A 12,007-nucleotide genomic window follows, 5' to 3' on the forward strand; every position below is an offset into this window, starting at 1 on the left:
CGACTGGCTTTGGCTGCCCTGTACCAATCGAGATGGTGAGGCGGAAGTTTCTCAACAACATCATTGAACAAGACCACCGGTTTTATCAAACGTCGGATCCGGCCCATGTTGAGATTCAAGTCGTTTGATTCAGCGGCATCCGCTCTGGCTGGAATTGAACTGGTCAACATGATCGAGAAAGGTCAGTTCACGCCCAGGCTCTTGCTGTATCAGCAGTTCGCCCAGCTGGCGGGATAATCGGGCGGCGTCACCAATATTCCAACGGACTGATGCTGTTTCTTGGAACCCTCTTTGCACCGACCCAGGATCGCGATACTCCGGGGGATGGGTTCACCCATAAACTGGGTGATATCGTCACGATCTCAAGCGACAAGCTGGGCGCGCTGGCCAACACGGTGCGCCTGTCGACCGAATGCCCGGAATGGAAGTTCGGGGCGTCCCACCTGATGCGAAACCTCGCCCGGCGCGGGCTGATTTAAGGAAGATTTGAACATGTTGACCGGAAAACACCTGATCTCCGGCGAATGGGTCGGGACCGAGGCCACTTTCGCGTCGGACCCTGCACATGGGCCAAGCCGTGATTTCTCTGTGGGGACGCCTGCGCATGCGGACGCCGCCGTTCAGGCCGCAGAGGAGGCCTTTGCCACTTTCGGCTGGTCCACGCGGGCTGAACGGGCCGCGCTGCTGCGGAAGATCGCGGATGAGATTGACGCGCGCGGCGATGCGATTACCGAAATCGGGTGCCAGGAAACCGGCCTGCCCGAGGCGCGGCTGCAGGGTGAGCGGGGCAGGACTGTTGGCCAATTGCGCCTGTTTGCCGATCATATCGAAGCCGGTGCCTATCTTGACCAACGCCACGATCCCGCCCTGCCGGAGCGCGCGCCCCTGCCCCGCCCCGACCTACGTATGATCCAGCGCCCGATAGGCCCGGTTGCGGTGTTTGGGGCGTCGAACTTCCCGCTGGCGTTCTCGGTCGCCGGTGGAGATACGGCGGCGGCTCTGGCTGCGGGCTGTCCCGTGGTTGTCAAAGGCCACCCGGCGCATCCCGGCACCGGTGAGATTGTCGCGCAGGCGATTGATGCCGCAATCAAGGCAACCGGCACCCCCGCTGGTACGTTCTCGTTGATCCAAAGCGACGGGATTGGGGTCGGAACGGCCCTGGCCCAGCATCCTCTGATCAGGGCCGTCGGTTTCACCGGGTCGTTGCGCGCCGGTCGCGCGCTGTTTGACATCTGCACCCAACGCCCCGAACCCATCCCGTTTTTTGGGGAGCTGGGCTCGGTCAACCCGATGTTCGTTCTGCCCAAAGCCGCTGCGGCGCGGGGCGCCGAAATCGGCGCCGGTTGGGCCGGTTCGTTGACCATGGGCGCGGGCCAGTTCTGCACCAATCCCGGCATCGCCATTGTGGTTGATGGACCGGACGCGGACGCCCTGCAGGCGGCAGCGCAGTCCGCATTGGCCGGGACGGGCGAACAAACGATGCTGACCAGCGGTATCGCGGACGCGTACCGCAAGGGCGTGGCGCAATTCGCTGAAGGCGTCGGGGTCACCCAGATCGTCAGCCAAGACAGCGCACCCCGCAGCGCCGCCCCGAACCTGTTTGTCGTTTCCGGCGACAATTGGCTGGCCGATGACAGCCTGCATGAAGAGGTCTTTGGCCCCACCGGCATCATCGTGCGAACCCGTGATGTCGATCAGATGACTGACGTCGCCCGCGCAGTCGAAGGGCAACTGACCTGCACCCTGCATATGGACGCCGAGGATGCGGACACCGCGCGCAAACTGGTGCCTGTGCTGGAACGCAAGGCCGGACGGCTGCTGGCCAACGGTTTCCCCACCGGTGTCGAGGTCTGTGACAGCATGGTGCATGGCGGCCCCTACCCCGCCTCGACCAATTTCGGCGCAACCTCGGTCGGCACCCTGTCGATCCGGCGCTTTTTGCGGCCGGTTTGTTATCAGAACCTGCCGACCGATCTTCTGCCGGAACATGTGTGAGAGACCCGATGACGGATCTCATCGCGCGCCAGCCGATGGGTCGAAGTCGAACCGCCGAGGAAATGGCAGAACCAGCGCGGTATCTTGCAAGCGACGCCAGCAACTACACCGCAGGACAGCCTTTTGCCATCGAGGGCGGCTGGACCACCTGAATTGAAAAGGAACAGGAAATGAAGCTTTTACGCTATGGCCAGGTTGCGCGGAAAAGCCCGGAGTGCTGGATGAGGACGGCAATATCCGCGATCTTTCCGGCGTTGTCGGCGATATCGCGGGCGATGTACTAAGCGATGAGGGTCTGGCGCGCTTGCGCGGGCTCGGCCTGGCCGGGCTGCCGGTTGTTGAGGGCGACCCGCGTATCGGTGCCTGTGTCGGTCACGTCGGCAAGTTCATCTGCATCGGTCTGAACTATGCCGATCACGCTGCCGAAAGCGGCATGGAGCTGCCCGCCGAACCGGTGATCTTTTTCAAAGCCACCTCTGCTATCGTTGGCCCGAACGACACTGTCGAAATCCCGCGCGGCTCGGCCAAGACCGATTGGGAGGTCGACTTGGGGGTCGTGATCGGCAAAACGGCAAAATACGTGTTCGAGGCCGAGGCGCTGGACCATGTGGCCGGGTATTGCGTCGTCAACGACCTGTCAGAGCGTGACTTTCAGCTGCACCGCTCGGGTCAGTGGGTCAAAGGCAAATCAGCGGACACGTTCGGACCGATCGGGCCTTGGCTGGTGACGCGGGATGAAATCGCCGACCCGCATAACCTGCCGATGTATCTTGAGGTGAACGGCCACCGTTATCAGGACGGCTCGACAAACACGATGCATTTTGGTGTGGCCACCGTTATCTCGCACCTGTCGCAATTCATGTCATTACAACCGGGTGATGTGATTTCGACCGGAACACCTCCGGGCGTGGGAATGGGGCAGAACCCGCAGACCTATCTGAAGCCTGGCGACAAGATGGAGCTGGCTATCGAAGGGTTGGGTGTGCAGCGTCAGAACGTTGAGCAGGGCTGACCCGCCGGACTGAAACAGAAGCCCCGGTCAGATGACCGGGGATTTCTTTTTTCTGCAACCAAGCGATCATCCCGGCCATTTCGGCCAACGCCTGAAACCGGTTTGGACAAAGGATGTGAAACAGGGATGAAGTTTCGTCCGCCATGCCACCAGATGCGGTGTTTCACCTGATTGCAATCGTGGCGTGCAAGGGACTTGGAAATCCATCACTCATTTTGTATTTTGGATACAAGTTGCCTGCACCCGAGACTGACCGAATGCCCAGAACCCGCGCGATCCCCCGACAAAGCCTGCCCGAAGTCATCACCAACGACCTGCGCGAGCGGATTCTGAGCGGTGAAATGGCTGAAGGCGAGACCATCCGCCAGGAAGCGCTGGCCGAGGACTATGACGTTTCTCGCATGCCGATCCGCGAGGCGCTGAAGCGGCTGGATGCCGAAGGTCTTGTGCAATTGACCAACAATCGCGGCGCATCGGTCATCAAGCATTCCTTGTCGGAAATCGGCGAGATTTTCGATCTGCGCGTTTTGCTGGAAGTGGACCTGTTCAAACGCGCGATCCCACAGATGAGCGCGGCCGATTTCATCGAATGCGACCGGATTCTGGATGACATGGAAAAATCCTACGACGCTTATGATGTCGGCAGATGGGGCAGCCTCAACAACGAATACCATATGGCGCTTTATGCGGCTGCCGGGCGCGGTCTGAGCAATGAAATTCTACAGCGGGTCAATGTGCAATCCGACCGGTATGTCCGGATGCATCTCAGCGTCATGGAACAGCGCGAACCGGCCAAGAAAGACCACCGAGAGCTGTTGTCACTGGCCCGCGACGGCCGGGTCGAGGACGCCTGCGCCCTGCTGACCCGGCATATTCAGCGCACCAAGGACCAGTTGCTGGACATGGTCATTGCCACGCGCGGAGGCGAATAAGCCCGGTCAATCCAGAGGATGCAGACAGGCCACCTGATGGGTTTTACCGCTCAGTTCGGGCGGGGCGGCACGGCATTCTTCGGTCGCCAGCCAACAGCGTTGCGCAAAGGCGCAGCCCTGAGGAATGTTCATCGGTGAAGGCAACTCACCTTCCAGCTTGATCCGCTCTTTCCGCGCTTCGGGGTCGGCCCGGGGCGTGGTCGAGAGCAGCGCCTTGGAATAGGGGTGCTGAGGGGCCGCGAACAGCTGCTCTTTTGAGGCCTTTTCGACAGCCCGGCCCAGATACATGACAATCACGTCGTCGGCGAAGTGTTTCACCACCGACAGGTCATGTGAGATGAACAGATAGGCCAGGTTCAGACGTTCCTGCAACTCGACCAGCAGGTTCAGAATCTGCGACTGGATCGAGACATCCAGCGCCGAGACGGGCTCGTCCAGCACCAGAACCTTGGGATTCAGCATAAGTGCCCGTGCGATTGCGATTCGCTGGCGTTGCCCGCCCGAAAACATATGCGGATAGCGGTCGTAATGCTCGGGGCGCAGACCGACGAGTTCGATCATCTCGCGTGCCCGCGCCTCGCGGTCGGCGGCGGACATGTCGGGCCGGTTGATGATCAGCGGTTCCTGCAGGATCTGTCCGATCCGCTGACGCGGATTGAGCGAGCCGTAAGGGTCCTGAAACACGATCTGCACGGTTGCGCGCATCTGCGCCCATTTCGTCGGCGTGATATCGACGCCATCGATAGTCAGATGGCCCGAGGTTGGCTCCTCGATCATCGTCACCACGCGCGCGAGGGTCGATTTTCCGCAACCGGATTCTCCGACAATAGCCAGCGTCTTGCCCGGTTTCAGGTCGAAATCCACGCCGGACAGGGCCTTGACCGTCGCCGGTTTCGACAGCAACCCGCCCTTGACGATGTAGTGCCGGGCCAATGCGTTGGCCTGAACGATAGGTGCGGTCATGCCATTTCTCCGGCGGTTATCTTTTCAACATGGTGGCATCGGGCCTTGCCGAAATCGGCGCTGTGCGGGGTTGGTGGCAAGGACCGGCAGAGATCGTCCGCGTACTGGCATCTGGGGCTGAAGAGGCAGCCTTTGGGCCGGTCGAACTGCCCCGGCACGACGCCGGGAATGGTCGGCAGCATCTTGGATGTCGCCCTCTCCGGCAATGCGCTCAGAAGCGCCGAAGTGTAAGGATGGCGCGGCGTGCGGAACAGGTCCTTGACGGGCTGTTCCTCGACTTTTTGGCCGGCATATTGAACCTGTACCCGCTCGGCCGTCTCAGCAACCACACCCATGTCATGGGTGATCAGCACCAGCCCCATGCCCTGCTCATCGCGCAGCCGGACCAGCAAATCCAGAATCTGCGCCTGAATGGTCACGTCCAGCGCCGTTGTCGGCTCATCCGCGATCAGCAGCTTGGGCGTGCAGGCGATGGCCATGGCGATCATCACCCGCTGGTTCATCCCGCCCGACATCTGGTGCGGAAAGGTGTTCAGACGGCTTTCCGGGGCGGGAATACCGACCTGATCGAACAGCTCAATCGCGCGTTGGTGTCGGTCTTTGCGGTTCAAACCCAAATGGATACGCAGCGCTTCCTTGATCTGGAAGCCGACCGTGAAACAGGGGTTCAGCGACGACATCGGCTCCTGAAAGATCATGGCGATGTCTTTGCCGATGATATTGCGCCGGTCGCGGGCCGAGATTTTGGTGAGGTCGATGCCCTCGAAGCTCAGCTGATCGGCAGTGATCGTAGCGGTCCAAGGCAGCAGGCCCATCAGCGCCAGCATCGACACGGATTTGCCCGAGCCGCTTTCGCCGACGATGGCCATCAGCTCGCCTTTGTCGACGGACAGGTCCACCCCGTCCACGGCGCGGAACTTGCCCGAAGCGGTGGCGAATTCGACGGTGAGGTTTCGGATATCCAACAGGCTCATGTCGTTAGCTCCGCTTCAGTTTCGGGTCCAGCGCGTCGCGCAGACCGTCGCCCATCAGGTTGATGGCCAGCACCGTGACCAGAATGGCAAGGCCGGGGAAGGTCACCACCCACCAGGCGCGCAGAATGAACTCACGCGCTTCGGCCAGCATGGTGCCCCATTCCGGCGTGGGCGGCTGTGCGCCCATGCCCAGAAAGCCAAGGGCGGCGGCGTCCAGAATGGCGGTCGAGAACGACAGCGCCGCCTGCACGATGATCGGCGCCAGACAGTTTGGCAGCACGGTTTTGAACATCAGCCGCGCCTTGCCTGCGCCGGCCACGCGGGCCGAGGTGACGTAGTCTTTCTGCCGCTCCGACAGCACCGAGGCGCGGGTCAGGCGCACATAATGCGGCTGGAACACGATGGCGATGGCGATCATCGCGTTGGTCAGCGACGGGCCAAGGATGGCCACCAGCACCAGCGCCAGCAGCAGCGAGGGGAAGGACAGGATGATATCCATCACCCGCATGATCAGCGTATCGACCCATTTCGGAGCGAAGCCGGACAGCAGGCCAATGATCACGCCGCCCGTCACGGCCACACAGACCACGACGATGCCGACAAAGAAGGAATAGCGCGATCCCATGATCAGCCGTGACAGCATATCCCGGCCCAATGGGTCGGTGCCCAGCGGGAAAGCCCAGCTGCCGCCTTCCTGCCACGCCGGTGGTTGCAGAATGTGGTTGCGGAATTGCTCGGTCGGGTCATAGGGCGCCAGCAGCGGCGCGAAAGCAGCGCAGAAGACAAAGGCCGTGAACACCCACAACCCGAATACCGCGCCGCGGTTTTCACTGAAGTAGTACCAAAACTCGCGCAGGGCGCTGGGGCGGTCTTCGGTTTTAGGTGCGTTTGCAGACAGTTCAGCCATCACCGCCTCCGGATTTTGGGGTTGATGATGCCGTAAAGGACATCGACCAGCAGGTTCACCAGCATCACGATCACGGCGATCATCAGCAGGCCGCCCTGAACCACGGGGTAGTCGCGGCGGAAAATACTGTCGACCATCCACTTGCCGATGCCGGGCCAGCTAAAGATTGTTTCGGTCAGGATTGCGCCCGCCAGCAGAGTGCCGACAGACAGACCGATCACGGTAATCACCGGGATCAGGGCGTTGCGCAGTGCGTGCAACCCGTTGATCCGTGATGGTGAAAGGCCTTTGGCGCGGGCGGTGCGGATGTAGTCCTCGCCCAGTACCTCCAACATGGCCGAGCGTGTCTGGCGCGCGATCACCGCCAGCGGGATGGTCCCCAGAACGATGGTCGGCAAGATCAGGTGACGGACGGCTGAGCCGAACGCTCCGGCCTGCCCCGACAGCAGACTGTCGATCAGCATGAACCCGGTGACACTGGGGAAATAGTACAGCAGGTCGATCCGGCCCGAGACCGGCGTCCAGCCCAGATTGCCCGAGAACACGATGATCAGCAGCAGCGCCCACCAGAAAATCGGCATCGAATACCCGACCAGCGCCGAGGACATCAGCGCCCGGTCAAAGAACTTGCCGCGGTTGACCGCTGCGATCACACCGGCAGGCAATCCAAGCGCCACGGCAAAGATCATCGCGCAGATCGACAATTCCAATGTTGCAGGGAACAGAGCAAAGAATTCGTCCCAGACCGGTTTCTTGGTGACAAAGCTTTCACCCAGATCGCCGTGCATGACGCCGACGAGGTAATCCCAGTATTGCTGCAGGACCGGTTTGTTGAAGCCGAGCTTCTCGACCATTTCCTGATAGCGTTCTTCGGTCATGCCGCGTTCACCGGCCATGACGATGATGGGATCGCCCGGCAGGACCCGGATGAACATGAAGGAAATCAGCGTTACGCCCAGAAATGTCGGAACGAACATGCCGAGGCGTGTGAGTAAGTAGCCAAACATCAGCGACCTATGATTGTGAGATCTTTGGGAAAGCTGGTCAGAGACTGGCAGCCATCCTGCGTTACAAGCACTACATCTTCTATGCGTACGCCGAAATTGTCCAGTTCATAAAGCCCCGGTTCATTGGTCCAGACCATACCGGGCAGGATTTTCTGGTTATTTCCGCGCATTATGTACGGTGCTTCGTGCACGTCGCGGCCCAGCCCGTGACCGGTTTTGGTGCGGATGCGGTCTGCATAGGGCGAGGCCTCGAGCACGCCGATCACCGCGTCATCGATATCATGGGCAGTGACGCCGGGGCGACAGGCCGCGAATCCGGCGAGGTTGGCGCGCAGTACGGTGTCGTAGACGTCCCTTCCCTCGTCCGAGGCTTCGGCAACAAAGAAGGTTCGGGTAATGTCGGCGGCGAACCCGTGTTTGCGGGCGCCGAAATCAAAGAGTAGCGCGTCACCCGGCTTGATCCGGTAATCCGCGCGTGCCTTGCCGTGGGGCCGCGCCGAGTTGTCCCCTGCCGCGACGATCGGCGCAAAGGCCAGCGAGGCCGCTCCTTCAGCAAACAGGGCCTGAACGAGGGCTTGCTCGATCTGAACTTCGGTCTGACCCACGCGTACATCGGCGATCACCCGCTCCAGGGCACGTTCCGAGATGTCTACCGCGGCCTGCATCGCCGCGATATCGGCGTCGGTTTTGCAGATCCGCAGGCCGGAAATCTCACGCTCGGCATCGACAATGCGCAAGCCCGGCAGCGCGTTGGTGAAAGCCTTGGACACGAAGACCCGCATCACCTGCCCTTCGACAGCCAGCGATGTCAGCGGCATGTGATCGGCCAGCGCGGCAAATGCATCGTCATAGCCGGTTTGATCGAACCAGTCGAAGACAGCGCCTTCGAACCCGACCAGTTCCCATGAACCAAGCTCAAGATTGGGGACTACCGCAGCTGGCGCCCCATCGGCCGGGATCACGACCACAAAGGGCCGTTCGTGGCTCATGAAGGGTTTTTCCAAAGCGCGGGTGAAATTCGGACCGGGCACAAGCGCCACGGCATCCACTGACATGTCCTTTGCCAGTTGACGGTACTCGGACAAATCCGGCATTGACGCCGACCTCCAAAATAGAAAACCGGAGCCGCCAAGGGCGGCTCCGGCCAGTGAGTGGTGATTTACTCGACGCTTACATCATAGAAGATGTGGCCGCCCAGCGGGTGCACCTTATAGCCCTGCACTTCATTGCGCATCGGCATGAAGACAACCGAGTGAGCGATGGTCGCCCAGGGCGCCTGCTCTTTGAAGATCACCTGAGCGTCTTCGTACAGTTTGGTGCGCTCTGCGGGATCGGTGGTCTGCTTGGCCTGCAGGATCAGGTCATCGAACGGCTGGTGGCACCACTGTGCGCGGTTCGAAGCTTCGCGACCATCACAGCCCAGCAGCACCGCCAGGAAGTTGTCTGGGTCGCCATTGTCACCGGTCCAGCCCAGCAGAACAGCACCATCACGGTTCAGCTCTTTCGAGCGCGACAGGTACTCGCCCCATTCATAGGATACGATTTCGACGTCCACACCAACCTTGGCGAAGTCCGCCTGGATCAGTTCGGCCATACGACGTGCGTTCGGGTTGTACGGACGCTGAACCGGCATTGCCCAGATCTTCATCGACAGATCGGAAACCCCTTCGGCCTCCAGCATTGCCTTGGCCGCTTCGGGATCATAGGCGTCGTCGGTGATGGCGTCGTTATAGCCCCACATGGTCGGCGGAATCGGGTTCTTTGCAACCTGGCCCGAGCCCTGGAACACCACGTCGATGATGGCATTCTTGTCGATTGCCATGTTCAGCGCCTTGCGGACGTTCGGATTGTCGAACGGCTCCATGGTGGTGTTGTAGGCCAGATAGCCGACGTTCAGGCCCTCTTGCTCCATCATGTTGATGTCGCCGTCATCCTTCATCGCCTGAATATCGGCGGGGTTCGGATAAGGCATGATGTGGCATTCGCCGGCCTTCAGCTTTTGATAGCGCACCGATGCGTCAGGCGTGATCGCAAAGATCAGGTTCTCAACCGCTGCCGGGTCTTTCCAGTAGTCGGCATTCTGCGCATAGCGGATCACCGCGTCCTTCTGATAGGCCACGAACGAGAACGGACCGGTGCCGATCGGCGCGGTGTTCAGCTTTTCAGGCGTGCCCGCTGCCATCATCGCATCCGCGTATTCGGCGGACAGGATCGAGGCGAAATCCATCGCCATGTTGGCGACAAAAGGCGCCTCGGGCTTGGTCAGGGTGAATTTCACGGTGTAGTCGTCGACCTTCTCGATGGACTCGACCAGTTCCGGCATGCCCATGCCCTTGAAGTACTCCCATGTGCCGCCCGAAATCTGGTTGTACGGGTGACCATCGTCCTTCTGGCGCATGAACGAGAAGATCACGTCATCAGCGTTGAAGTCGCGCGTCGGGGTGAATTCGTCGTTCGAATGGAACTTGACGCCCTGACGCAGCTTGAAGGTGTATTCCAGACCGTCATCGCTGGCTTCGACGCTTTCGGCCAGACCGGGGATCACGTTGGTGGTGCCGGTTTCGAACTCGAGCAGGCGGTTGTAGATCGGGTGCGAAGAGGCATCAAAGGTCGTGCCGGCGGTGAACAGCGCCGGGTCGAACCCTTCGGGCGAGCCTTCCGAGCAATAGACCAGCGTGTTCGCCTGTGCTGCAGCAGCCGACAGGGCGATCGCAGCAGTTGCGGCCATTAATTTCAGTTTCATGTGGGTCTCCCAGAAATGATTTTATTCAGACATTCGCGTTGCTCTTTGTGGCCAGAGCATTCTTGTACGACTCTGTTCGCCGCGAAATCTCTGGCCAATGTATCCAAAATACAAAATCCATTGTCAACCGGCTTGCGCGCGTAGTTGCGGGCCGTCGGCAAACAGGCTGGATACTCTGATAAGTTCGGCCTTTTGGAACATATGGGCAAGAAGAATTTCAGACCGACGAACTGCACAAACCCGTCTGAAAACGAGTGTTTAAGATGCAGGTTTTGGGCTGTCAGTTGTGTGCCCGCCGGGCGAGGTCACGACTTTCGGCGGGATTTCACCCGGAAAAGGTTGGTGTGACACCCACGGGCGGTTTTTCATTGATAAAGGCACCGATGCGGTCCAGCAGCGGCCGGCGCGGACAGCCGCGGCGCGTTACCGCCCCCAGATCGCGCATGTTGCCGGGTGCATCGAAGGGCACAAAGCACAGCGGCCACTTGTCACGCCTGAACTGTTCAGCCGCCAGCGCCGAGACAATGGTGCAATCGTCCGAGTGGCAGATATGGCGGCAGATCGTCTCGAACCGCAGGGCGCTCAGGTCGAACCGTTTGCTGGCCCGGCGCGAGGGGTCCGATTTGGGCAGGCGGTCTTCCAGCTCATAGCCAAAGCTGTGCGGTAACCGGATAAAATCATGGGGGGGCACGTCCTCGGGCGCGATGGACGGCAGATGGCACAGCGGGTGCCCCTCGCGGACGGCCAGAAACAGGGGCTCGGTCCAGATCGAAGTAAAATCAAGCGTCGCCGCGGTGTTGGCCTTGGCCACCAGGGCTACGTCCAGAGCGTGATCTTCGACCATTTGCAACATGTTCTGCGGCAGGTCTTCAACCATCGTTACACGCATGTTGGGGAACAGCGTGCTGAACAACTCCGAGAAATACTGCGTCAGATATGGGGCCAGTGTCGGGGTCATACCCACGTGGAACGGGACGGCCTCGGGGTCACGGAACTGGGTCGCGGTGTCCCGGATGTTCTGGGCGTCTTTCAGAATGCGCTCGGCAATTGCGATCACGCGATCACCGCAGGCGGTCGGGCGCACCTCATTGTTGAGGCGCAGAAACAGGTCGGTCCCCAAATCCTGCTCGAGCTTTTTGACCTGATTGGACAAGGCGGGCTGCGAGACATTGCAGGCCACGGCGGCCTGGCTGAACTGGCCATGTTTGGCGATGGCGAGGACATATTCCAAATCTCTGAAATTCATGGCCGTAAACCGGTGCTGCTTTTTCGACCCCGCGGGGATGGTCTTAACATACGCCGACCTGGACACAGCAGAAGGAAATCCGGATCACAATCACTGACAAAACCGTCAAAACGCGCCACTGAATAGCTCTGCGTGTTTGCCGGAGGTCACGTAACCTGTTGAAAACACGCATTGCGCTGAAACCAGCTATCACGGAAGCCGTGACTATTTGCTTTGGTTATACCCCCA

Annotated in this window: 10 protein-coding genes and 3 pseudogenes; 6 read left to right on the plus strand and 7 right to left on the minus strand. The window is 60.3% G+C overall.

Going from position 1 to position 12,007, the window contains the following annotated elements; all coding sequences use genetic code 11:
- The 6 genes and pseudogenes from ACR0DO_RS10700 to ACR0DO_RS10725 all read left to right on the plus strand — a co-directional run.
- A pseudogene (locus ACR0DO_RS10700) lies at positions 1 to 237 on the plus strand (DDE-type integrase/transposase/recombinase); the annotation flags it as partial.
- Positions 237 to 479, plus strand: a pseudogene (locus ACR0DO_RS10705) (fumarylacetoacetate hydrolase family protein); the annotation flags it as partial. The pseudogenes ACR0DO_RS10700 and ACR0DO_RS10705, both read left to right, overlap by 1 nt.
- A gap of 13 nt (positions 480 to 492) precedes the next feature.
- On the plus strand, positions 493 to 1,995 hold the full coding sequence (locus ACR0DO_RS10710) for an aldehyde dehydrogenase (NADP(+)) (RefSeq protein WP_480558586.1): 1,503 nt from the start codon (positions 493 to 495) through the stop codon (positions 1,993 to 1,995).
- Between the two features lie 8 nt (positions 1,996 to 2,003).
- Positions 2,004 to 2,147, plus strand: coding sequence for an SDR family oxidoreductase (locus tag ACR0DO_RS10715; protein WP_480558588.1), 144 nt, complete (start codon positions 2,004 to 2,006; stop codon positions 2,145 to 2,147).
- 18 nt (positions 2,148 to 2,165) lie between these two features.
- Positions 2,166 to 3,007 (plus strand): annotated as a pseudogene (locus ACR0DO_RS10720) (fumarylacetoacetate hydrolase family protein).
- Positions 3,008 to 3,264: 257 nt separating this feature from the next.
- Positions 3,265 to 3,939 carry a GntR family transcriptional regulator gene (locus tag ACR0DO_RS10725; protein WP_170446476.1) on the plus strand — a complete coding sequence of 225 codons (675 nt, stop codon included), beginning with the start codon at positions 3,265 to 3,267 and terminating at the stop codon, positions 3,937 to 3,939.
- 6 nt (positions 3,940 to 3,945) lie between these two features.
- Here the strand turns inward: ACR0DO_RS10725 and ACR0DO_RS10730 are convergent, their stop codons facing one another.
- The 7 genes from ACR0DO_RS10730 to ACR0DO_RS10760 all read right to left on the minus strand — a co-directional run bounded on the left by ACR0DO_RS10730 (position 3,946) and on the right by ACR0DO_RS10760 (position 11,779).
- Positions 3,946 to 4,902: an ABC transporter ATP-binding protein gene (locus ACR0DO_RS10730; protein ID WP_480558591.1), complete on the minus strand. Its 957-nt coding sequence runs from the start codon at positions 4,900 to 4,902 to the stop codon at positions 3,946 to 3,948.
- Positions 4,899 to 5,876 (minus strand): ABC transporter ATP-binding protein, encoded by a 978-nt coding sequence (locus ACR0DO_RS10735; RefSeq protein ID WP_480558593.1) that lies wholly within the window; start codon positions 5,874 to 5,876, stop codon positions 4,899 to 4,901. The genes ACR0DO_RS10730 and ACR0DO_RS10735 overlap by 4 nt, the downstream gene beginning before the upstream one ends.
- A 4-nt stretch (positions 5,877 to 5,880) precedes the next feature.
- Entirely contained in the window at positions 5,881 to 6,783 is a 903-nt protein-coding gene (locus ACR0DO_RS10740; RefSeq protein WP_170446482.1) for an ABC transporter permease subunit, read from the minus strand.
- The gene (locus ACR0DO_RS10745) at positions 6,783 to 7,790 is read right to left on the minus strand and encodes an ABC transporter permease subunit (protein ID WP_170446484.1); all 1,008 of its coding nucleotides are present in this window, start codon (positions 7,788 to 7,790) and stop codon (positions 6,783 to 6,785) included. Before ACR0DO_RS10745 ends, ACR0DO_RS10740 begins: the two co-directional genes overlap by 1 nt.
- Positions 7,790 to 8,884 (minus strand): M24 family metallopeptidase, encoded by a 1,095-nt coding sequence (locus ACR0DO_RS10750; protein WP_480558595.1) that lies wholly within the window; start codon positions 8,882 to 8,884, stop codon positions 7,790 to 7,792. The genes ACR0DO_RS10745 and ACR0DO_RS10750 overlap by 1 nt, the downstream gene beginning before the upstream one ends.
- A 65-nt stretch (positions 8,885 to 8,949) precedes the next feature.
- Positions 8,950 to 10,533 carry an ABC transporter substrate-binding protein gene (locus tag ACR0DO_RS10755; protein WP_480558597.1) on the minus strand — a complete coding sequence of 528 codons (1,584 nt, stop codon included), beginning with the start codon at positions 10,531 to 10,533 and terminating at the stop codon, positions 8,950 to 8,952.
- Between the two features lie 325 nt (positions 10,534 to 10,858).
- Positions 10,859 to 11,779 (minus strand): LysR family transcriptional regulator, encoded by a 921-nt coding sequence (locus ACR0DO_RS10760; RefSeq protein ID WP_480558599.1) that lies wholly within the window; start codon positions 11,777 to 11,779, stop codon positions 10,859 to 10,861.
- Positions 11,780 to 12,007 lie beyond the last annotated feature (228 nt).

It is taken from the genome of Ruegeria sp. AM9 (assembly GCF_056540565.1).